The sequence below is a fragment of the Allorhizobium sonneratiae genome, from assembly GCF_023700755.1.
Lineage (GTDB): Bacteria > Pseudomonadota > Alphaproteobacteria > Rhizobiales > Rhizobiaceae > Allorhizobium > Allorhizobium sonneratiae.
On record NZ_JAMKOJ010000004.1, the window covers coordinates 177,406 to 200,126 of the forward strand.

A 22,721-nucleotide genomic window follows, 5' to 3' on the forward strand; every position below is an offset into this window, starting at 1 on the left:
CCTTGCCTAAGGGCCTGTCATCAAACGGACCAGCCGTTTCAGACCCAAAAGACCCGGAAGAGAAGAATTCATGCCCACTGTCGCGCCGCTCGATCTGGAAGGCCACGTTATCAGCGCAGCCTTTCTCGGAAACATTCCGGTTTTCGCCACTGCTGCCGGTTCCTTTCACTGGCTGGATGGTGGCGAGCGCAGCGTCAATCTGCATGACGGCCTGCTCTGCGCCGTCAAGGACGACAACAGTCAGACACTGCTGACCGGCGGCGAGGATGGCAAGGTGCTGCGGGTCGCCCATGATGGCACCAGCATCGAACTGGCGCATGTGGCCCGCAAATGGATTTCCGTTGTTGCAGCCGGTCCGCAAGGAGCGATTGCCTATGCCCATGGCAAATCGGCCTTTGTCCGGCTGGCCAGTGGTGCCGTGCATGAATATCCCGAGGAAAGAACGGTTGAGGGGATCGCCTTTGCCCCCAAGGGCCTGCGTATTGCCATTGCCCGCTATAATGGCGTGACGCTGCGCTTTGCCGCTGCCGAAGGCCAGCCCGTCGATCTGGAATGGAAAGGCGCACATACCGGCGTCAGTTTTTCGCCGGACAATCGTTTCGTCGTCACCACCATGCAGGAAAATGCCCTGCATGGCTGGAAACTGGATGGTGCCGGCAGCGACACCCGCCATATGCGCATGACCGGCTATCCGGCCAAGGTCAAATCGATCTCCTGGTCGGCCAAGGGCAAGTGGCTTGCCTCTTCCGGTGCGCCGGCGGCCATTGTCTGGCCCTTTGCCGGCAAGGACGGCCCGATGGGCAAAGCCCCGATGGAGCTGGGCACCCGCGCCAATATCATGGTGACGCAGGTGGCGTTTCATCCGGCGGAAGAGGTGCTGGCCATCGGCTTCATCGATGGCATGGTGCTGGCCGTGCGCCTTGCCGATGGCAAGGAAGCGCTGTTACGCCGCCCCGGCAAAGGCGCCATCACGGCACTCAGCTGGAGTACCAACGGCAAACTGGTCGCCTTTGCCTCGGAAGCGGGCGATTGCGGCGTGATCGATATTTCAGGCTGAACCGTCAGCCTGATAAAGATCGGCATAGGTCTGGCGCAGGCTGTTTTTCTGCACCTTGCCCATGGTGTTGCGCGGCAGGTCATCGACGAAGACGACCCGTTTCGGCTGTTTGTATTTTGCCAGCCGGTCCTGCAGAGCACTGATAATCGTTTCTTCCGTGACGGCAGCGCCCGGCTTTTTCACCACGACGGCAGTGACACCCTCGCCGAAATCCGGGTGGCTGACGCCGATGACGGCACTTTCGACAACCCCGTCCATCTGGTCGATCTCGGTTTCGACCTCTTTCGGATAGATGTTATAGCCGCCGGAAATGATCAGATCCTTGCCGCGCCCGACAATCTGCACATAGCCGCGCGCATCGATCAGGCCGAGATCGCCGGTGATGAAATAGCCGTCGGCGCGAAATTCGGCGGCGGTTTTTTCCGGCATCCGCCAATAGCCCTTGAACACATTCGGGCCTTTCACCTCGATCATGCCGGTTTCCCCCGCCGCCAGAACGGCACCGGTCTCGGGATCGGCAACACGCAGGCTGACACCCGGCAGCGGGAAACCGACCGTTCCGGCAATGCGGTCTCCGTCATAGGGGTTGGAGGTGTTCATATTGGTTTCGGTCATGCCATAACGTTCGAGAATGGCGTGGCCGGTCACGGTCTCGAACTGGCGATGGGTTTCCGCCAGAAGCGGCGCAGACCCGGAGACGAAGAGCCGCATCGAAGAGACCTGCTCACGCGTCAGGCCCGGATGCTGCAACAGCCGCACATAAAAGGTCGGAACCCCCATCAGCACCGTGGAGGAGGGCAAAAGCCGCACCACCTGATCGGCATCGAATTTCGGCAGGAAGGCCATCGAGGCGCCGGACAGCATGGTGACATTGGAGGCGACGAACAGCCCGTGGGTGTGGAAGATCGGCAGGGCATGGATCAGCCGGTCGCGGGCGCTGAAGCGCCAGTATTCCTTCAGCGTCAGGGCATTGGACAGAAGATTGTCATGGCTGAGCATCGCGCCCTTGGAGCGCCCGGTGGTGCCGGATGTGTAGAGAATGGCGGCAAGATCGTCGGCCAGCCGCGCGCGATCGGCAAAATCCGGGTCCTGACTTTGAGCCAGCGCCATCAGGCTGCCGCCGCCCCTGTCGTCCAGCGTCGCCACCTTCGCCGCTTTGGCGGTGGCAATCGGCATGATGCCCGCCTCCGTCTCAGGTGTGACCACCACAAGCGCCGGTTCGGCATCGCCGATGAAATAATCCAGCTCGGCCAGCGTATAGCCGGTGTTGAGCGGCAGATAGATGGCGCCGGCCCGCACGCAGGCCAGATAGAGCATCAGCGCTTCCGGGCTTTTTTCCACCTGCACGGCCACCCGGTCATCCGGTTGAACGCCAAGGGAGACCAGTGCCGCAGCCAATTGCCCGGACAGAGCCAGCGCTTCAGCATAGGTGATCACCGTTCCATCCGGCTTTTCGATGAAGGTCGCGTGCGGATCGACACCTGCACGTATCGCATCGAAAAGATGATTGCCCATGCCAAAACTCCTTGAGAAGAAAAGCCAATGTCTTTGAAAAGAAGAAGAGGATATTCACCCTCCTCATCCATTTGGCAAGTCCCCGAGGCGGCAAAGACGGCCAGATCAGGCAGGCAGATCAGGCAGCGGGCCGTTCCCTGTCGCTCTTGTCATCCGGATGGATGCGGAACCAGGCGACATAAAGCGCCGGCAGGAAAATCAGTGTCATCACCGTGCCAACAATGATGCCGCCCATCATGGCATAGGCCATGGGGCCCCAGAACACCTCGCGGGCAATGGGGATGAGGCCAAGGCTTGCCGCCGCCGCCGTCAGCATGATCGGGCGGAAACGGTGCAGCGTCGCCTCGACCACCGCATCCCAGGGCGTTTTGCCCTCATCGCGGATCAGGGTTTCGATCTGCACGATCAGGATCACCGAATTGCGGATCAGAATGCCGATCAGCGCCAATATGCCGAGGATGGCAACGAAACCCATCGGCGCACCGCTGGGCAAAAGCGCCGCCACCACGCCGATCAAGGCCAGCGGCGCGACGGAAAACACCAGGAACAGACGCTGGAAGCTTTGCAGCTGCACCATCAGGATCGTTGTCATGATCAGCAGCATCAGCGGCAGCACCGCAATAATCGGCGCCTGGGACTGGGCGCTGTCCTCCACCGGGCCGCCGACCGCCACGCCATAATCCGGCGGCAGGCTGGCGGCGAAGGCCTTCACCTTGGTACTCAGCGCCGAAACGATGGTATCCGGCTGGGTGCTGTCGATGATGCCCGCCGAGACGGTAATGGTTGGCAGGCGGTTGCGCCGCCAGATGCGCGGCTGCTCCATCGCATAATGAAAACGGGCAATCGCCCCCAGCGGAATGGCATTGCCGGTTCGGTTCGGCATTTGCAGATTGCGCAGCGTTTCGATGGAATCGCGTGCGCCCTCAACCCCACGCGCCACGACATTGATCAGATAGATACTATCGCGGATCTGGGTGATGTTGATGCCTTCGACCGTGCCGTTCAGCGCCGAGGCGATATCGCTGGAACTGACCCCCAGTTCGCGCGCCTTGTCCTGCAGCACATCGACCTTCACCACCCGCGCCGGTTCGTTCCAGTCATAGGTCGGTGGCGTCAGCCGGTGATCGCTGCCAAGGATGCCCGCCATCTCGGCGGCATAGGTCCTGACCTTCTGGATATCGGGGCCGCTGACGCGATATTGTATGGGACGGCCGGAGGGCGGCCCGAGCGCCAGCAGCGTGGTATAAACGTCGATGCCGACGAAATTCTTTTTCAGCCGCGCATCCACGCGCTGACGCAGCCGGTTGCGGGCTTCGAGATCCTTGGCAACGATGACGATCTCACCATAATTGTCGGCAGAGGGCTGCTCGTCGTAAGAGAGCACAAAACGCACAGCCGAGCGTCCGACATAGGACGACCAGTGGTCGATATCGGCATCGCCCGCGAGACTTTTCTCGAAACGGTCCATTTGCGCCTTGGTCTCAAGGATCGAGGCATTTTGCGGCAGGTTCCAGATCACCAGCAGTTCGTCGCGATCCGATGAGGGGAAAAACTGCTGCTGGACGAATTTCATGCCAAAGACGGACAGGCCGAAGACCAGAACCGTCACGCCAATCGTAACCCAGCGATAATGCATGGCCGCAAGCAAAAGCCGCTTGAAGGCACTGAGGAAGCGACCCGGCCCGGCCGCATGATGGGCGAGCTTGCGTGGCAGGATCGTCACCCCGATCAGCGGGGTAAACAGCACGGCAACGATCCAGGAGAGCGCCAGAGACAGCGCGATGACGACGAACAGGGTGAAGGTGAATTCACCGGCAGCACTGCTGTTCAGCCCGATGGGAATGAAGCCCGCCACCGTCACCGCCGTGCCGGTCAGCATGGGAAAGGCGGTGGAGGTGTAGACATGGGTGGCTGCCTTTTCCAGACTGTCGCCCTCTTCCAGCCGCGCCACCATCATTTCCACCGCAATCATGGCGTCATCGACCAGCAGGCCGAGCGCGATGATCAGGGCGCCCAGCGAGATGCGCTGCAAGGTGATGCCCAGATACTCCATGCCGACAAAGGTCATGGCCAGCACCAGCGGAATGGCGAGCGCCACCACCAGCCCGGCCCGCATGCCAAGACTGATGAAACTGACGACCAGCACGATCACCACCGCCTCGAACAGCGCCCTGGTGAACTGGCCGATGGCATCCTTGACGATCTGAGGCTGGTTCGACACCTGATGGATGCTGACTCCAATGGGCAGATCCGCCTCGACCTTCTGCATTTTTGCCCTGAGCGCCTTGCCGAAATCCAGCAGATTGGCGCCCTTGCGCATGCCGATGGCAAGGCCGATGGCCGGCTTGCCGTCATAGCGGAACAGGCTCGATGGCGGGTCTTTATAGCCCCGTTGGATCGTCACCACGTCGCTCAGGTGAAAGAAACGGTCATTGACCCTGAGATTGATGTCCTTCAGGCTTTTTTCCGAAACGAACTGGCCGCTGACACGGATGCTGATCCGCTCCGGTCCGGTTTCGATCACGCCGGAAGGCGCAATGGCGTTCTGGTCGCGCAGGGCCTGAATGATTGCCGCCTCATCGAGGCCGAGGCTGGCGATCTGCTGCGGATTGAACTCCATATAGATGACTTCATCCTGCGCGCCGATCAGGTCCACCCGTCCGGCATCGGGCACGGTCAGAACCTCAGAGCGGATCTTTTCCACGTCATCGCGCAATTGTCTCTGGCTGAGGCCATCGGCGGTAAAGGCATAGATATTGCCATAGACATCGCCGAACTGATCGTTGAAGAACGGCCCCTGCACGCCTGAGGGAAACTGGGCCTGAATATCGTTGATCATATTGCGCACACGCTGCCAGGAGGCCGTAACGGCACCGGCCCGTGTGGTGGGCAGAAGATTGACGTTGATGGTCGTCTGCCCCGGCACCGTCATGCTCTTGGTGTAATCGAGCGTGTCGAGTTCCTGCAGTTTCTTTTCGATCCGGTCGGTGACCTGATTGACCGTCTCTTCCAGCGTGGCGCCCGGCCAGTTGGCCTGAATGACCATGGTCTTGATGGTAAAGGACGGGTCTTCCTCGCGGCCGAGATTGATGTAGGACAGAACCCCCGCCACCGCAAAGATCAGCATGAAATACCAGATCAGCGAGCGGTGTCTCAGCGCCCAGTCGGAGAGATTGAACGTCTGCCGTTCCGGCCCGTTGGCCGGAGAAGGGGAACCGGTCATGGCGTGTCCTCATGCGACATTGCGGTCTCTGGTGCAGTTGGCGGGGTCTGCGGAATTTTCACCGCCTGCCCCTCTTTCAGGGAATGGACACCGGCGACCACGACGTGCAATCCGGCCTTCAGTCCCGCGCCGCCGATCGTGGCATCGCGGTCGAAACGGGAGAGCACCGTGACCGCCTGGCGCGAAACGGTTTGCTTGTCAGGATCGGCAATCCAGACGAAAGTCTTGCCGTCTTCCGTCAAAAGGCTGGTGACCGGGACGATGAAACCCTCATCTGCCGTCCGGCTCATGAACACCTTGACGGTCGAGCCGATGCGAAAATCAGGTCCGGGCGCGTCCAGCGCGATCTTGATGCGCCGCGTTCGGGTCAGCACATCGACCTGAGGGGCAATCTCGCGCACATGGCCGGGCGTGGTTTTGAGCGGGTTCATTTCCAAAACGACAGTGAAGCGGCTGCCGACATGCACGCGGCCTGCCTGTTCCACCGGCAGATCGACCAGCGCCTCGCGAATATCGGGCTTGGCAATGGTGATGGCCGCCTGGCCGGCAGCCACCGTCTGGCCGACCTCGATATGGGTTGCGGTGACGATGCCGTCATATTCGGCTTTCAGATCGGCATAGCCGCGCTGTTCTTCAGCCTTGCTCAGTGACGCTTTCGCCTGCACAAGCGCGGCCTCGGCCGAGGCCAGTGCCTGACGTGCCGCCTCATATTGCTGCGAGGAAATATTATTCTGTTGCAGCAGAATGCTCTGGCGCTTTTCCGTGGCCGCCGCATTGTCATATTGCGCTTTGGCATTGTTGACACTGCCTTTTGCCGAGACAAGGGCAAAATTCAAAGCTGCCGGATCGAGTGCAGCTACCACCTGATCCTTTTCAACCCGGTCGCCGACGCTGACATCGCGGGCAATGACCCGGCCAAACATGCGAAACGACAGATCCACCTGATAACGCGGCTGGATCATCCCGGCAAAGCCGGTCTGGTCGGGGTCGTTTTCGCCGAGCACGACGCTCAGAACCGGACGCACGACCGGTTTTGCCGCATCCTTGCTGTCATCGCCGCATCCTGTCAGCACAAGGGCTGCCAGCAGCAGCGGCACAACATCTTTCCCACGCATCAGGAACGCCCCTCCCCGTCGATCTCGACGATCTGACCCGGCCTGAGCATCTGTCCGCCCGCCGTCACCACCCGTTCTCCGGGGTTCAGACCCTGCTTGATGACGATCTTCGACTGTTCATAGCTCTCGATCACCACATCCCGATAGGCGACTGCATGGCTTGCGGGATCGACGACAAAGACGGCGGGTTTTCCCGCATTCGAGGCCAGCGCCGTCCACGGCAGAATGACCCGCTTATGCGCGGCCGAGCGGAAGGTCAGCCCTACCGAAGCTCCCAGCAGCATCTGCGGCGGCGTCTGTTTCAGCCCCACCTTCACCCGGACCGTGCCGGTGGCGGCATCGACGGTGGGCGCGGTTTCGCGTATCTCGCCCTCAGCCCTGACACCGGGGTCGGTGAGCAGCGCGACACCGATCGGCGCGCCCGGATCGGTCATATCGACCACCTGTTCCTGCACATTGGCAACGGCATCGCGCGGCCCCTCCTCAGCAAAGACGAACACCGTCTGCGCCGCCTGGGCAACCGCGCCCGTATCCATGGTGCGCGCGGTGATCACCCCATCCGAAGGCGCTCTCAGAACGGTTTGCGCCAGACTGTCTTTGGCCGAAGACAGTTGCGCCTTGTCGCTATCCAGCGTGCCCTTGGCCACCTCGACATCCTGAAGCGCCTGATCGTAACTGCTGCGGGTGGTGAAGCCCTGCGCCAAAAGCGCCTTCTGGCGGTCGAAGGCGGCATTGACCTGTTGCAGCCTGGCCTCGGCGGCGGCAACGGCGGCACTTGCGGCATCAACATCGGCCTGAAGCTGCTTGGGATCGATCAGCGCCAGCACCTGATCCTTAACCACATGATCACCGACATCGGCCTTTTCCGCGATGATCGGCCCCGTCAGACGGAAAGACAGATTGCTCTCGACCCGTGCCTTGATCGTGCCCGTCACCGTCACTTTGGCCTCATGATCCTCACGCTGCACCGTGACGACCTTGACGCTCTGCAAGGGCGCGCTTGCCGGTTTCTGTTTATCGCAGGCCGTAAGCACCGGGACAAGCGCCAGGACAACAAGACAGGCGCAAAGCCTGCGCGGCCCCTTTTCAAACCTTCCCGCCATAATAGTCATGCCCACCCTCTCCTGTCGGCACGGATCCGAGAATTAGACTGGACCGTCTAGTCCATAATCGCTATCACTCTTTACAGGCAGGATGCAAGAGATGAATCGAATTTCTTTAGAAAAACCTTTAACACAGAAGCAGATGGCCATTCTGGATGCCGCCTGCGCGCTGTTCATCGCCCATGGCTATGAAGGCACCAGCATCGACATGATCGCGGAAAAGGCCGAGGTGTCGCGCCAGACAATCTATAACGGCTTCACCAGCAAGGAAGATCTGTTTCTGGCCATGGTCAACGATGCCATTCGCCAGATTCTCATGCCGGTTCTGACACCGGACCAACCGGCGCAATCCCTCAGACAGGCGCTTCATGTCTTTGGCAAAGGCATTCTGGAGCTGACGATGTCAGCGGACGCGATTGCGCTGCAACGTCTGGTGATCGTGGAGGCGCTGCGCTTCCCGCAACTGGGGGCGGCCCTGTTTTACGATGGCGTGGAACGGGTCGAGCGAGAACTGGCCAGCTTTTTGCAAACGCATCGACAGTTTACCGGCAAGGACAGCAGGCTGGCGGCCCGGTTGTTTTTGAGCATGGTCACACGACCGTCACTGTTTCAGGTGCAGCTCGGCATTGTCGAATATCCGGATCAAACCAGCATCGATACCCATCTCGACGCCACCATCGATCTCTTTCTGCATGGCGTCGCCGCCCAGACCGGCTGACGCTGGGTTTGTTTCGGCGCGGAACTGAACCGGTTAACAGGCTGCTGAAAAAGTCAGGTGGAGCTGAATGAGATCAAATGTCAAATTCTTAAAAATCCACTAGAGCAGTTCCAGGAAAAGTGTAAAACGGTTTTCCGTCCAGAAATGCGTAAAAACAAAGAGTTAGAGCATTTCATTGTTTCCGTGAAACAGTGAAATGCTCTAGAACAACGCCCAGCGTGTGGGCAGGAAGCGGACCGTCTCTCCCGGCACTGCGGCAAGATCGAGCGGCAGTTCGATATCGATATGCGTGTCCGTCTCGCAACCGAGCTGAACTTCGCAGATGCGCGCCCCGGCAACGCGGCGGATGGCGACGATCCTGCCGTCAAGCGCCGGCCCTTCGCTTTTAACGGCAATATCACCGGGGCGGAAAAACAGCATGGCCTGGTTTTTATCCGGGCGGGCGGCAAGACCGAGCGGTTGGCCGGCAAATTCCACCCCGCCATTGCGGACACGGACCGGCACTTTCGCCGCCTCGCCAACGAAGGAAAAGACAAATTCGGATTGCGGCCGATCATAGATGTCATCGGCCTTGCCGACCTGCTCGATCCGGCCCTGGCTCATCACCACCACCCGGTCGGCCAGTTCCAGCGCCTCTTCCTGATCATGCGTGACAAACAGCGTGGTGTGGCCGGTGCGCTCGTGAAAGGCGCGCAGCCATTTGCGCAGATCCTTGCGCACCTTGGCGTCCAGCGCCCCGAAGGGTTCATCCAGCAGCAGCACGCGCGGCTCGATGGCCATGGCGCGTGCCAGCGCCACCCGCTGCCTTTGGCCACCGGAAAGCTGTGCGGGCAGACGCTTCTCCATGCCGGTCAGTTGCACCATGTCGATCAGTTCCTCGACCCGGCGGCGGATTTCCGCTTTCGGTGGGCGGTCCTTTGCCGGACGCACCTTGAGACCGAAGGCAATATTGTCAAACACGCTCATATGGCGAAACAGCGCATAATGCTGAAAGACGAAGCCGACATGGCGCTGCTGCACGCTTTTCCACGAGGCATCCTCACCACCGAAAAGGATGCGCCCCTGCGAGGGTAATTCCAGCCCGGCCACCAGCCGAAGCAGCGTTGTCTTGCCTGAACCGGACGGCCCGAGAAGCGCGATCAGCTCCCCGGAGCGGATGGCAAGCGACACGTCATGCAGGGCTGGAAAATCGCCGAATTCCTTGCGGATCTTGTCAATACGGATATCCATCGAACGTCTTTCTACCTGTCATTGTTGAGGCGCAGTTCCAGAAGACTGCGCAGAATGAGGGTGACAAGCGCCAGCCCCGCCAGAAGCGAGGCGACGGCAAAGGCGCCCGCACTGTCATAACCGTTGTAAAGCGCCTCGATCTGCAGCGGCATGGTGTTGGTCCTGCCCTGAACATGGCCGGAAATCACCGAAACCGCGCCGAATTCACCCATGGCCCGGGCATTGCACAGCAACACGCCGTAAAGCAGCGCCCATTTGACATTGGGCAGCGTCACCCGAAAGAAGGTCTGAAACCCGGAGGCACCGAGCGAGATGGCCGCCTCCTCGTCGCTCTTGCCCTGCGTTTCCATCAGCGGGATCAGCTCACGGGCAATGAAGGGAAAGGTAACAAAAACCGTCGCCAGAAAAATGCCCGGAAAGGCAAAGACGACCGGAAAGCCCAGTGCCGTGAGTTTGGGCCCGAGAAAACTGTCGGCCCCGAACAGCAGCACATAGACGAGGCCGGAAATCACCGGCGACACGGAAAAAGGCAGGTCGATCAGCGTGGTGAAAAACGTCTTGCCCCTGAATTCGAATTTGGCAATCGCCCAGGCAGCCGCCAGACCGAAGACGAGATTGAAGGGCACGGCAAAGGCCGCCACCAGCAAGGTCAGCCGGATCGAGGATTGCGTGTCGGGATCGGCAAGGGTCGCGGCAAAGCTTTCCCATCCGGCCTCGACCACCCGAAACAGCACCGCACCGAGCGGCAGGACCAGAAAGGCCAGAAGAAAAATCCCGGTCACGGCAATCAGCAGAACGCGAACCAGAACCGGCTCCGTTGTCGGGTCGCTTTGACGATGCGATGTCTCAGCCATGACCAAACCTCCTCTGGCTCCAGCCCTGCAGCGCGTTGATGATGAAGAGCAGTAGGAAGGACAGGCTGAGCATGATCGCGGCAATCGCGGTGGCCGCCGGATAATTGAACTCTTCCAGCCGGATGACGATCAAAAGCGGGGCGATTTCCGATTTGAACGGCAGATTGCCGGCAATGAAGATCACCGAGCCATATTCGCCAATGCCACGCGCCAGCGCCAGCGCAAAGCCGGTGAGCACCGCGGGCAAAAGCTCCGGCAGGATGACGAAAACCAGTGTCTGCCAGCGCCGCGCGCCAAGCGTTGCCGAAACCTCTTCCCTTTCGCGCGACAGTTCTTCGATCAGCGGCTGGACGCTGCGCACGACAAAAGGAAAGCCGACGGCAATCAGCGCCACGACGATGCCAGCGGGCGTATAGGCGATGCGGATGCCAAGCGGCGTCAGAAACTGGCCGATCAGCCCGTTCGGCGCGTAAATCGTCGTCAGCGCAATGCCGGCCACCGCCGTCGGCATGGCAAAGGGCAGATCGATCAGCGCATCGATGATGCGCCGACCCCAGAAGCGGTAACGCACCAAAACCCAGGCGGCGATGGTGCCGAAGACCACATCGATCAGCGCCGCGATCAAGGCGGTGGAAAAGCTGGTTTTCAGGCTGGCGAGAATGCGCGGCTCGCTCGCCAGCGCGACAATGCCGCCAAAGCCGAGAGACGCAGCCCTGACGCCGAGCCCGGCAAGCGGGATCAGCACGATCAGGGTCAGCATGGTCAGGGCAACGCCGAATGTCAGCCCGAAACCGGGAATGACACTCGGCTGGCGCAGGACAAACCGGCGCGAAGAGGGAAAGAGTGCCATGGCCACCCGTCTTCACTGCGCCGGTTTATAGAGCTGATCGAAGAGACCGCCATTGCCGAAAAATTCCGGCTGCGCCTTTTTCCAGCCGCCGAAATCGGCAATCGTCGCCATGTCAACCTTGGCGAAGCGCTGCAACAGTTCAGGATCGACCTTGGCGGGATCGGACGGGCGGTAATAATTCTTCGCCGCCAGTTGCTGGCCTTCCGGCGAATAAAGATAGTCGAGATAGGCCTCGGCCACCTTGGTCGTGCCATGCGCCTCGGCATTGGCCTTGACCAGGGCCACCGGCGGCTCAGCCTTGATCGACACGGAAGGTGTGACGATCTCGAACTGGCCGGGACCAAGTTCGTCCAGCGACAGCCAGGCCTCGTTTTCCCAGGCAATCAGCACATCGCCGAGACCGCGCTGGGTGAAGCTGAGCGTGGCGCCGCGCGCACCGGTATCCAGCACCGGCACATGCTGGAAGAGCTTGGTGATGTAATCGCGGATTTTGCCGTCATCGCCGTTATAATGTTTCTTCGCCCAGGCCCAGGCTGCCAGAACATTCCAGCGCGCGCCGCCGGAGGTTTTCGGATTGGGCGTGATCACCTGAACGCCGTCGCGGACGAGATCGTCCCAGTCGTGAATACCCTTGGGATTGCCCTTGCGCACCAGAAACACGATGGTCGAGCTATAGGGCGTGCTGTTATCCGGCAGAAGGCTCTGCCAGTTGGCCGGGATTTTTCCGGTTTTTTCGGCAATCTGATCGATATCGGCTGACAGCGCCAGCGTCACCACATCGGCATCCAGCCCCTCGATCACGGCGCGCGCCTGCGCGCCGGAGCCGCCATGCGACTGTTTGATCGTCACGCTCTCGCCGGTCTTGCCCTTCCAGTATTGTGCAAAGGCGGCATCATACTGCTTGTAGAATTCCCGCGTCGGGTCATAGGACACGTTGAGAATGCTCTCAGCCGCGAAAGCATAGGCGGGGATCAGACCGCCTGCCGCCATCGAGACAACCATGACAGCCAGAGCGACGTTTTTCCTGCGATGCCCGTCCTGACTGACCTGACTGACCTGACCGAGCTTAACGGGCCAGAACCTGATTGGCCTGCACTTGATTGAATTGAACCCACCCAGCCTCAACGCAGCTGGTTTTAACGCATCCGGCTTGAACCATCTTGCCCACATGAAACCTCTCCCCTGCTGTTCGATTAAAGTCTATAGCTTAAATAGATTAAATCAACAGCGAATGCGCTCACAGCAAAACAGACGGCTCATTTCAGGCTCAGAGAGAATTTCTATCTCTCTGATACCGCTTTTGAAGAATGAATCATGTTGGCTGCGTGCTCGTCCATCAGCGCACGCACCGCATCGCGATCCGCATCGCTGACCGGCTGATAGACCAGCATGGCGAGATCAGGACGGCCATCAATGCCGAAGGCCGAATATTCCAGCGTCAGCCTGCCGCCATGGGGATGCAGCAGCTCTTTGACGCCGCCGCCGTGATTGCTGACGGAATTTTCCCGCCAGAGGGCGGCAAATTCGGCGCTTTCGCGGGACAATTCCTCCACCATTGGCTGCACGGCCTCCGTTATCCCAAGCCGCGCCGTTTCAGAGCGAAAAATCGCAATGACGAAGCGGGCAATCTTGAGCCATTCCGCCTGGCGCGCCGGAACATCGGAGTGACGGCAGAACATCAGCCGCATGACATTGCGCTCTTGCACCGGAAGCGTGGCATAATCAGTCAAAACAGCGGCGGCGGCCCGGTTCCAGGCCAGAATATCCCAGGTGGCGTTCTTGATCAGGGCCGGGCTCTCATCCAAGGCATCCAGCACCCGCTGCAGGCGCGGGGAGATGTCGCGATCCGGCTGATAGCGCACATGTGGCAGATGACCGAGACCGAGAAGATAAAGATGGTCACGTTCGGCATCGGTCAGCATCAGGGCGCGGGCAAGCCGTTCCAGCACATCCGTCGAGGGCGCACCGCCCCTGCCCTGCTCCAGCCATGTATACCATGTCGGGCTGATATGGGCGATCAATGCCACCTCTTCCCGGCGAAGGCCCGGCGTGCGCCGCCTTGCCGAGGAAAACCCGAAGGCAGACGGATCGAGCCGCGCCCGGCAATCTTTCAGATATTGCCCCAAGGCCGAGCCGGAGGCGAGCGCAGACGATGGTTCGCCATCCGGCAAGGGCGATATTGTGGCCGCCTGAGCAGGATGTGTCGTCATGGCACCGTTGGGTGCGGCTTTGTAAGAGAGGATTTCATTGGGCAAGGTCGCCATCCTGTCAGTCATTATACTACGATAAGATCACGTCTTTTACCCCTGTCAGCTTCTGCCACAATCGCGAGCAGATCAAGACAGGAGTTCGATCATGAAAGTATTTGTCACAGGGGCAACGGGGTTTATCGGCTCAGCCGTGGTGCGCGAGCTTCTCGCCCACGGCCATCAGGTTTTGGGTCTTGCCCGTTCCGATGACGGCGCCAGAGCCGTGGCGGCAGCGGGTGCGGAGGTGTTGCAAGGCGTGCTGGAAGACCTCGACATGCTGAAACAGGCCGTGCGCCGGGTCGATGGCGTCATCCACACCGGGTTTAACCACGATTTTTCCCAATTTGCCCGCAACTGCGCTGTGGATCGCGACGCCATTCTCGCCATGGGCGAGGCCCTGAATGAAACGCAGGGGCCGATGCTGGTCACAAGCGGTCTAGCCCTTCTGGCCCCGGGCCGTCTTGCGGTAGAAAGCGATGCGGCCCATCCGGTCAGTGACCACTATCCGCGCGCCTCCGAGGCCAGCGCGCTTGCGCTTGCAGATCGCGGGCTGAAGGTTTCCACCGTTCGTCTGCCGCCCTCGGTGCATGGTGAGGGTGAGAAAGGTTTTGTGCCGATACTGATTGCCAACGCCCGGCAGAAGGGTTTTGCCGCTTATCCCGAGCAAGACAATTGCTGGTCTGGCGTGCATCGCCTGGATGCGGCGCGGGCCTATCGTCTGGCTCTGGAAAAGGGCGCCAGTGACGGTCCCTATCATGTCGTCGCCGATGAAAGCGTGCCGATGCGCAGTCTGGCCGAGGCCATCGGCAAGGGGCTTAACCTGCCGGTGCGCGCCATCAACGCAGAAGAAGCAGAAGCCTATTACGGCTGGTTCCATCATTTCGCCACCATGGATATGAAGGCCAGCAGCGCGCTGACCCGGCAAAAGCTGGGCTGGGAACCGAAGGAAATAAGCCTGCTCGACGATCTGGCCACCGGTCACTATTTCGCCTGAAGGGCCTGTTGCCCCCACCGCGTCCAACGCTATTTTCAGGTTTAAGCGTACAGAAAATCAGAACACTCAGCGCCTGATCAAATTCGCAGCAGCCGGACTTGCGTGACCCGGCCTGGAGCGCCTCAGTGCGGAATGACGGCACTGAGGCGTTTTGCCTGCTTATTTTCAATGATTTATCGGGAAAATCACCTTTCATCTCCTTTCGTGACAAGAGCATAAAACCCGGCCCATACCCCCTCAACGCCTGCCGCTTGGGCGCCTCGGCAAAAGCGATGATTAATTTTTAAGCGATAAATCAATCTGCTCAAAAGAGTTGCTTACCACCCCTTTTTCATGGCCATATTGGCGGGCAGGACATTTGATTTCGGATCATTGCCCGTCTCTTCAAAACAGAAGCGGCGCCCGGATCCTCCGTTCTGCCCAACACGCAGAGTCTGAAACAGCTGTTCAGTGGCAACCCTTGAACATCTGACATGTGTCCACTTTCTCAGAACGCATCCGGGAACCCATGCCTATGTCACTTTCCAAGCTTGCCGCCGGTCTTTCCGCTCTTTTTCTCTCCGTTGCGCCCGCGCTTGGGGCCGACAAGGTGACCTTCCAGCTCGACTGGCTGCCGGGCGGCGACAAGGCGCCGATCTATGTCTGCATTCATCACGGTTTTTGTGGCGATGCCGGGCTTGATGTGACGATCGCCTCGGGGCGCGGCTCGACGGAAGCGATCTCGCGGCTGGCGGCTGGCAGTTCCGATATCGGCGTGTCCGATCTCGCGGCGCTGATGTCGGCCCGCGCCAATGAAAATGTCAAGGTAACGGCGGTGATGTCGCTCTTCAACAAGGGCCCACACGCCTTTTACGTCATCAAGGGCGGCAAGATTTCCAGCATCAAGGATGTGAAGGGCAAGACCATTGCCACCTCGCCCTTCACCTCCTCAAATCTTTATCTGCCGCTGGTCTTGAAGGCTGTCGGCATCGAGCCGTCTGATGTGAAGCTGATCAAGGCCGATCCCGGCGCGCTCGGCCCCATGCTGGTCACCGGCAATGCCGATGGCATCATTGCCTGGATGACGGATTTCACCCGTTACAGCAATCAGGCCAGGCAGGCGGGCAAGGAGATCGTGGCGCTGCCCTGGTCGGCGGCAGGGCTCAACCTTTATTCCGCCTCGCTGATCGCCAGCGACAGCTTCCTGCAAAACCGGCCCGATGTGGCAAAACGCTTCGTCGCCGCCTACAGAAAATCGGTGGAATACACGAAAGACCATCCGAAAGAGGCCGCCGCAGACGTCGTCGCCATGGTCAAGGAACTGGGTTCGGAAGATGTCGAAGGCTCGGTCAAGGACACGCTGCCGCTGATGTTCAACGAGGTGACGGCCAAGGATGGTTTTGGCGTATTTGAACCGGGGCGGCTTGCGGAAACCTGGAAGCAGGTTGCGGCGGCGCAAGGCATTGATCCGGCAAAGCTCGACCCGGAAACAGCGGTCAACCGTAACTTCCTGCCGAAGGAATAAGCGATGACCACGCCTGCCATCCGCTTCAACCGTCTGGGACAGGTGTTTTCCACCCGCTCGGGCGAGACGGAAGCCTTGCGCAACGTCTCCTTCGAGGTGGCACGCCATGAGTTCCTCGCCATTCTCGGGCCCTCCGGCTGCGGAAAATCGACGCTGCTCAGGCTGATTGCCGGTCTGCTGACGCCGAGTTCCGGCACGGTCGAGGTTTTCGGCCTTCCCGTCAGCGAACCGCGCGACGATATCGGCATCGTCTTCCAGAAGCCGACGCTTCTGCCCTGGGCCACGGTCGAGGACAATGTGCTCTTTCCCGCCCGCCACAAGCGCGGGCGGGTGACGGAGCAGGAGCGCGCGGAAGCCCGTCGTCTTCTGTCCATGGTCGGCCTCGAAGGCTTTGAAAAACGCCTGCCGGACGAGCTTTCCGGCGGCATGCAGCAGCGTGTCGGCATTGCCCGCGCCCTGTTGATGGACCCGGATATTCTGTTGATGGACGAGCCCTTTTCCGCACTCGATGCGCTGACCCGCGAGGTGATGGGCTTCGATCTTCTGAAAATCTTTTCCGAGCGGCCGAAAACCGTGGTGTTCATCACCCATTCCGTGTCGGAAGCCGCCCTGCTGGCCGACCGCGTGCTGGTGATGAGCGGGCGTCCCGGCAGCGTTCTCACCGATATCCCCGTTCCCGTCGGCCGCCCGCGCGGCCCTGAAACCGCGAAGGACAAGGCGATCCATGAGCTCTCCTCCCATCTCCGCGACCTCCTCCTCCAGCGTCAGGCAGCCTGAAGCCATGAGGCAAAAGCCGCGGGCGTTTGGCCGCATGATGGACGTTCCGGGCCTTGCCGCCCTCACCTCCGGCCTAGTCATCCTGCTGGTCTGGGAGCTTGCGGTGCGGCTCTTTGCCATTCCCTCCTATCTTGTGCCGGCACCTTCGGCGATTGTTGCCGGGTTTTCGGCGGTCGAACCGGCAAGATGGGGCGCGCATATCTGGGCCACGCTGCATGTGGCGCTGATGGGCTATGCACTCTCCATCGTCATTGCCATACCGCTGGCCATTCTTCTGGTGCGCTCGCCATTTCTGTCGAAGACGCTTTATCCGCTGCTGGTCGTGGTGCAATCGACGCCGGTGGTGGCGATTGCGCCGATCATCATCGTCGTACTGGGCGCCGGTGATGCGCCGCGCGTGGTGATCACCTGTCTCATCACCTTCTTTCCCATGGTGGTTTCCACCGCCACAGGACTGGCGGCGACGCCGCCGGAACTGATCGAGCTGTCGCGCAGCCTGCGCGCCTCCTCCTTCCGCGAAATGACGCAGATCCGCCTGCCCTTTGCCATTCCCTATATCTTTTCGGCGCTGAAAATCTCGATCACGCTCTCCGTCATTGGCGCGGTGGTGGCCGAATTCTGCGCGTCAGAGGCCGGGATCGGCTATTTCATCCAGTTTTCCACCTCGATGTTCAAGCTGCCGCAAGCCTGGGCCGGGCTGGTCGTGCTGGCGGCGATGTCACTTATCCTGTTTCAACTGGTGGCGCTGATCCAGCGGCTGTTCTTTCCCTGGAGCCTGCCGAAACAGACCTGATCTCATCCGGAGTAGAAGCGGTCTGGTTTTGCAAGAACCTGGACATTGCTCCTCAACAGCCGGGCGACCGGCTTCACCCCAAGGAGACTGCAATGAACGCTCAGACCTATGGCCTTGCCGAACTGAACAAGGAAACCACGATTGGCGGGCTCGGCACCACGGTGGACCGTGAGATCCCCGTGATCGATCTTGCCGATTTCGACAATCGCAAACAGGAGATCGCCGATCAATTGTGGCAGGCCTCCACGGAAATCGGTTTCTTTCAGGTCACCAATCACGGCATTGCCGAGGAAGAAATCGATGCCGCCTTCGAGGCCGCCTGGGGCTTTTTCGAGCTTCCGGCCGAGGTGAAGGGACAATATCCGATGCCGAAGGGCACCAATGCCGGGTGGGAATTCAAGGCGCAGGTCAGACCGTCCACCGGCACGCCGGATAACAAGGAAAGCTATCAGATCACCCGGCCCAATATGGACAAACTCTGGCCGAGCGAGGAAGAACTGCCGGGCTTCAAGGCAAAAATGCTGCGCTTTGAGCGAATGAACTGGGAGCTTGGAATGCGCATCCTCTCCTGCTTCGCCATCAAAATGGGCTTTGCCGAGGATTTCTTCACCAAGGCGCATGATCCGGCCTCCGATCAGTATCAATCGACGCAGCGGATGATCCATTACATGTCGATGGAAAATGCCAAGCCGGAGGATTTCACCTTCTGGCGGGCGGGCGCCCATTCCGACTTCGATTGCCTGACCATTCTGCACCAGAAGGAAGGCGAAGGCGGCTTGCAGGTCTGCCCCGGCAAGGATGCCAGCACCGGCGCCTGGACCGACGTGCCGCCGAAGAAGGGCCATATCACCTGCAATATCGGCGATATGCTGATGCGCTGGTCCGACGATCAGCTGCAATCCACCCTGCATCGGGTGCGGATGCCGAAACCCGGCGAATATATGGGCCGTCGCCTGTCGCTGCCCTTCTTCTGCCAGGCCAATCGCGATGCCGTCATGCAGGGGCCGCTCGGCACCTATGAGCCGATCACGGCGGGCGATTATCTGACCATGCGCATCAACGCCAATTTCAACAAAACCACGATGTAAGATTGATGATGGCAACCGGCAATGCCATCGTCAGCGGGGGACGGCATCCCCCGCTGACGATGAGGACGACCATGCTGCACGGACGCGCTTTGCGCTATATCGACGAGGTGGCCCGGCAGGGCTCTATCCGCAAGGCGGCCAAGGTGTTGCATGTCGCGCCTTCCGCCATCAATCGCCATATTCTCGATCTGGAGATGGAGCTGGACGCGCCGATCTTCGAGCGGTTTCCGCGTGGGCTGAAACTGACCAGTTCCGGGGAGCTGCTGATCGCCCATATCCGCGACACCTTGAATGCGCATGAGCGGATGCGCACGCAGATCCAGGCTTTGCGGGGCCTGAGCCGCGGCGCGGTGTCGGTTGCGACCATGGCGACGCTGGCGGCGGGGCTGCTGGCCGATATTGCCCGCGCCTATCGTGAGGCCGTGCCGCAGATCAGCCTGTCGGTGGTGGTCAGCGACCGGGCGGGCGTTGCCGATCTCGTCGCCTCCGGCGAGGCGGATCTGGCGATTGCCTACAATCTGCCCGAGGATAACCGTCTGCAACGGGCGGGCGAATTTCACCATCGCCTCGGCGCGGTCATGGCCCCCGATCACCCGCTTGCCGGGCGCAAAAGCCTGCGCATCTCCGATTGTCTGGCCTATCCGCTGGTGCTGGCCGACCGGCGGCTGTCGCTGCGCGAAGTGGTGGAAAATCTTGCTCCCAGCCGCGCCCAGCTTCTGCCGGTGGTGGAAACCAATTCCATGGAACTGATGAAACAGCTGGCCTATGGCGCACCGCATATCACCTTTCTCAACCGGGTGGATGTCGACCGCGAGCTACGCTCGGGCGAGCTTGCCTTCGTGCCGCTGTCCGGTTCCGGCGGCGTGCAGCGCCTCAACACCCTGCATCGGGCGCGCGGCTCGCTCTCGCCCGCCGCCAGCCATTTCCTGCAATTTGCCCAGACGCGGCTGAGCCTCGTTGAGCCACCGGCCTGACAGGCCGCGCCTTTTCTCGAAGATGAATGGAATGAGAGACGTGAACGATCCGATCGCCCTTCCTGCCGCCGACATGCAGGATTTCGACCGTCTGACCGCCCGGATGAAAGAGAAGGCCCGAGGTCAAGGCCGCCTGAGGCTTGGCCGCGCCCGCATTCCGGCATCGCTGCTGGAGGCAGGTGTTCCGGCCCATGGCGCGCCGGATGGTGACGGGGCCGTCCTTGTCGATCTCGTCATCGAGGCTGGCCGGTTTGCCGCAATTTTACCGGCAGGCACAGCAGGCGATGAGGACAGCATCGATCTTGAAGGCCGTCATCTCTGGCCGCTGCTCGTCGATGTTCATACCCATCTCGACAAGGCACATACGGTCGGACGGGCACCGCCTTCAGGCGGCACTCATGATGGCGCCCGCGCCGCCACCACGGCCGACCGCATCGCCCATTGGCGGCGGGACGATCTGCTGCGGCGCATGGAATTCGGGCTTCAATCCGCCTATGCCCATGGGGTTGGTGCCATCCGCACCCATCTCGACAGCCATGACGGCCAGGCTGAAACCACCTGGGCCGCCTTTGCCGAGATGCGTGACCGCTGGCAGGGCCGCATCGCCCTGCAAGGCGTGGGCCTTGTGCCGCTCGATGCCTATGCCACACCGCATGGGCGCAGGCTCGCCGATCTGATTGCCGATCATGGCGGGTTGATTGGCGGCGTTACCCGTGTTTCCGGCGGCACCCATGCCGAAGGGATGGACGGGCTGGACGAGTTGCTCGACAGCCTGTTTATCCTCGCAGGCGAGCGGAACCTCGATATCGATCTGCATGTCGATGAAGCCGCAAGGGCCGATGCGCTGCCGCATGTGGCAGAGGCCACGCTCCGCCACGGCTATGAAGGCCGGGTCACCTGCGGCCATTGCTGCTCGCTGGCCCTGAAACCGGATGCGGAGATCGACCGGGATATCCGGCTTCTCGCCGAGGCGGGCATCACCATCGTTACATTGCCGACGGTCAATCTTTATCTGCAGGATCGGCGCAGCCAGCGCACGCCGCGCTGGCGTGGCGTCACACCGGTCAAGGAACTCATGGCCGCAGGCATCAGGGTAGCGGTGGCGGGCGATAATTCCCGTGACCCGTTTCACGCCTATGGCGACAATGATATGCTCGACACCTGGCGGCAGGCAGTGCGCATCCTGCATCTCGACCATCCCTATGAGGCTGCGCCAGCGCTGGCCGGACCGATACCGGCAGCAATGATGGGCATCGAGGCGGGTCTTGTTGCAACCGGCCACCGGGCTGACATGATGATCCTGGACGCCTTTACGCTGGATCAGGTCATCGCCCGCCCCCATTCGGACAGGCTCGTGCTGCGCAGCGGTTTGATGAGCGAGGCACGGCCACCTGCCTATTCATCTCTCTATAATGGAACTGTCAATATTCAATCATAAGTTACATTTTGCAATGCAAATGCTCTTTTTAAGAATGAATATTTACATATAATAGTACTTTTGCTAGCGTCACCTCATCTTCTTGCACTGGAGGGTGCGGGAAGCGAAATCGACCGGCCGGGCGGCTGACCTGCCCTTGAGCCATGCGATTTCACAATTCAGGAGAGAGGATGATCCGCGCGGCAGGTCCGGCGGATTTCACAGGGAGGACATCATGAAAATTCTATCCAGGCTTGCGCTGGCCGCAGGCATGATGGCGCTTGCGTCCACGGCATCCTATGCCGACGGGCTGAAGGGCAAGGTTATCGGCTTTTCCCAGATCGGCTCCGAATCGGGCTGGCGCGCGGCAGAAACCTCCGTCACCAAGATGGAAGCGGAAAAGCGCGGCGTCGTGCTGAAATTCGCCGATGCGCAGCAGAAGCAGGAAAACCAGATCAAGGCGATCCGCAGCTTCATTGCCCAGGGCGTCAGCGCCATTCTTCTTGCCCCCGTCGTCGCCACCGGCTGGGATGAGGTTCTGGGTGAGGCCAAGGACGCGAAAATTCCCGTCGTCCTGCTCGACCGCGGTGTCGATGCGCCGCAGGATCTCTACCTGACCTCGGTCGCTTCCGACCAGGTGAAGGAAGGCCGCGTCGCCGGCGACTGGCTGGTGAAAACCGTGGGCGACAAGCCCTGCAATGTGGTCGAGCTGCAGGGCACGGTCGGCTCCACACCCGCCATCAACCGCAAGAAGGGTTTTGAAGAGGCCATCGCCGATCATAAGAACATCAAGATCATCCGCAGCCAGACCGGCGATTTCACCCGCTCGCAGGGCAAGCAGGTGATGGAAGGCTTCCTCAAGGCCGAAAATGGCGGCAAGGACATCTGCGCCATGTTCGCCCATAATGACGACATGGCCGTCGGCGGCATTCAGGCGATCAAGGATGCCGGTCTGAAGCCGGGTAAGGATATTCTCGTCGTGTCGATCGACTCGGTGCCGGATATCTTCAAGGCGATGATGGCAGGCGAATCCAATGCCTCTGTCGAGCTGACGCCGAACATGGCAGGCCCGGCCTTCGATGCGCTGGACGCCTATTTCTCCACCGGCAAGAAGCCGGAGAAGTTCATCATCACCGAATCCAAGCTTTATACGCCAGCCGATGACCCGAAGGCCGTCTATGAAGCCAAGAAAGATCTCGGTTACTGATGTCGTCTGCGCACCCCTTACCCGTGCCGGACTGGCAGGTCTGGCAGGGTGAA

19 protein-coding genes are annotated in these 22,721 nt (G+C 60.5%); 10 read left to right on the forward strand and 9 right to left on the reverse strand.

Annotation, left to right across the window (positions count from 1 at the left end; all coding sequences use genetic code 11):
* Positions 1–70 precede the first annotated feature (70 nt).
* On the forward strand, positions 71–1,057 hold the full coding sequence (locus tag NAC44_RS09005; protein ID WP_250940078.1) for a WD40 repeat domain-containing protein: 987 nt from the start codon (positions 71–73) through the stop codon (positions 1,055–1,057).
* Here NAC44_RS09005 and NAC44_RS09010 read toward each other — a convergent pair.
* The 4 genes from NAC44_RS09010 to NAC44_RS09025 form a co-directional block, all read right to left on the reverse strand.
* Positions 1,049–2,572, reverse strand: a complete 1,524-nt coding sequence (locus tag NAC44_RS09010) for a malonate--CoA ligase (protein WP_250940079.1) — start codon at positions 2,570–2,572, stop codon at positions 1,049–1,051. The two genes, NAC44_RS09005 and NAC44_RS09010, sit on opposite strands and share 9 nt — an antisense overlap.
* Positions 2,573–2,690: 118 nt before the next feature.
* Positions 2,691–5,795, reverse strand: a complete 3,105-nt coding sequence (locus NAC44_RS09015; RefSeq protein WP_250940080.1) for an efflux RND transporter permease subunit — start codon at positions 5,793–5,795, stop codon at positions 2,691–2,693.
* Positions 5,792–6,910: an efflux RND transporter periplasmic adaptor subunit gene (locus NAC44_RS09020; RefSeq protein ID WP_250940081.1), complete on the reverse strand. Its 1,119-nt coding sequence runs from the start codon at positions 6,908–6,910 to the stop codon at positions 5,792–5,794. Before NAC44_RS09020 ends, NAC44_RS09015 begins: the two co-directional genes overlap by 4 nt.
* The gene (locus NAC44_RS09025) at positions 6,910–8,022 is read right to left on the reverse strand and encodes an efflux RND transporter periplasmic adaptor subunit (RefSeq protein WP_250940082.1); all 1,113 of its coding nucleotides are present in this window, start codon (positions 8,020–8,022) and stop codon (positions 6,910–6,912) included. The genes NAC44_RS09020 and NAC44_RS09025 overlap by 1 nt, the downstream gene beginning before the upstream one ends.
* 133 nt (positions 8,023–8,155) lie before the next feature.
* Between NAC44_RS09025 and NAC44_RS09030 the strand changes: the two genes are divergently transcribed.
* Positions 8,156–8,731: a TetR/AcrR family transcriptional regulator gene (locus NAC44_RS09030; RefSeq protein WP_250940083.1), complete on the forward strand. Its 576-nt coding sequence runs from the start codon at positions 8,156–8,158 to the stop codon at positions 8,729–8,731.
* Positions 8,732–8,932: 201 nt separating this feature from the next.
* Here NAC44_RS09030 and NAC44_RS09035 read toward each other — a convergent pair whose 3' ends face one another.
* From NAC44_RS09035 to NAC44_RS09055, 5 genes are all read right to left on the reverse strand, one after another.
* On the reverse strand, positions 8,933–9,961 hold the full coding sequence (locus tag NAC44_RS09035) for a sulfate/molybdate ABC transporter ATP-binding protein (RefSeq protein ID WP_250940084.1): 1,029 nt from the start codon (positions 9,959–9,961) through the stop codon (positions 8,933–8,935).
* Between the two features lie 11 nt (positions 9,962–9,972).
* The gene (gene cysW / locus NAC44_RS09040) at positions 9,973–10,815 is read right to left on the reverse strand and encodes a sulfate ABC transporter permease subunit CysW (protein WP_250940085.1); all 843 of its coding nucleotides are present in this window, start codon (positions 10,813–10,815) and stop codon (positions 9,973–9,975) included.
* The gene (cysT, locus tag NAC44_RS09045; RefSeq protein WP_250940086.1) at positions 10,808–11,665 is read right to left on the reverse strand and encodes a sulfate ABC transporter permease subunit CysT; all 858 of its coding nucleotides are present in this window, start codon (positions 11,663–11,665) and stop codon (positions 10,808–10,810) included. The genes cysW and cysT overlap by 8 nt, the downstream gene beginning before the upstream one ends.
* 12 nt (positions 11,666–11,677) lie before the next feature.
* Complete coding sequence (locus NAC44_RS09050) at positions 11,678–12,667, reverse strand: sulfate ABC transporter substrate-binding protein (protein WP_274706841.1); 990 nt, start codon at positions 12,665–12,667, stop codon at positions 11,678–11,680.
* A 278-nt stretch (positions 12,668–12,945) separates the two neighbouring features.
* On the reverse strand, positions 12,946–13,875 hold the full coding sequence (locus NAC44_RS09055; protein ID WP_420839915.1) for a helix-turn-helix transcriptional regulator: 930 nt from the start codon (positions 13,873–13,875) through the stop codon (positions 12,946–12,948).
* A gap of 145 nt (positions 13,876–14,020) precedes the next feature.
* Here NAC44_RS09055 and NAC44_RS09060 point away from each other — a divergent pair, with 145 nt between their 5' ends.
* The 8 genes from NAC44_RS09060 (at position 14,021) to ytfQ (ending at position 22,668) form a co-directional block, all read left to right on the forward strand.
* Positions 14,021–14,908: an SDR family oxidoreductase gene (locus NAC44_RS09060; RefSeq protein WP_250940088.1), complete on the forward strand. Its 888-nt coding sequence runs from the start codon at positions 14,021–14,023 to the stop codon at positions 14,906–14,908.
* A gap of 514 nt (positions 14,909–15,422) precedes the next feature.
* The gene (locus NAC44_RS09065) at positions 15,423–16,412 is read left to right on the forward strand and encodes an ABC transporter substrate-binding protein (protein ID WP_250940089.1); all 990 of its coding nucleotides are present in this window, start codon (positions 15,423–15,425) and stop codon (positions 16,410–16,412) included.
* Positions 16,413–16,415: 3 nt separating this feature from the next.
* Entirely contained in the window at positions 16,416–17,189 is a 774-nt protein-coding gene (locus tag NAC44_RS09070) for an ABC transporter ATP-binding protein (RefSeq protein WP_250940090.1), read from the forward strand.
* A gap of 37 nt (positions 17,190–17,226) precedes the next feature.
* Positions 17,227–17,982, forward strand: coding sequence for an ABC transporter permease (locus NAC44_RS09075; RefSeq protein ID WP_420839916.1), 756 nt, complete (start codon positions 17,227–17,229; stop codon positions 17,980–17,982).
* 92 nt (positions 17,983–18,074) lie between these two features.
* Positions 18,075–19,070 (forward strand): isopenicillin N synthase family dioxygenase, encoded by a 996-nt coding sequence (locus tag NAC44_RS09080; protein ID WP_250940091.1) that lies wholly within the window; start codon positions 18,075–18,077, stop codon positions 19,068–19,070.
* 71 nt (positions 19,071–19,141) lie between these two features.
* Complete coding sequence (locus tag NAC44_RS09085; protein WP_250940092.1) at positions 19,142–20,044, forward strand: LysR family transcriptional regulator; 903 nt, start codon at positions 19,142–19,144, stop codon at positions 20,042–20,044.
* 103 nt (positions 20,045–20,147) lie between these two features.
* Positions 20,148–21,482 (forward strand): cytosine deaminase, encoded by a 1,335-nt coding sequence (locus tag NAC44_RS09090; RefSeq protein WP_250940529.1) that lies wholly within the window; start codon positions 20,148–20,150, stop codon positions 21,480–21,482.
* A 214-nt stretch (positions 21,483–21,696) separates the two neighbouring features.
* Positions 21,697–22,668, forward strand: a complete 972-nt coding sequence (gene ytfQ, locus NAC44_RS09095) for a galactofuranose ABC transporter, galactofuranose-binding protein YtfQ (RefSeq protein WP_420839907.1) — start codon at positions 21,697–21,699, stop codon at positions 22,666–22,668.
* The last annotated feature ends 53 nt before the right edge of the window (positions 22,669–22,721 follow it).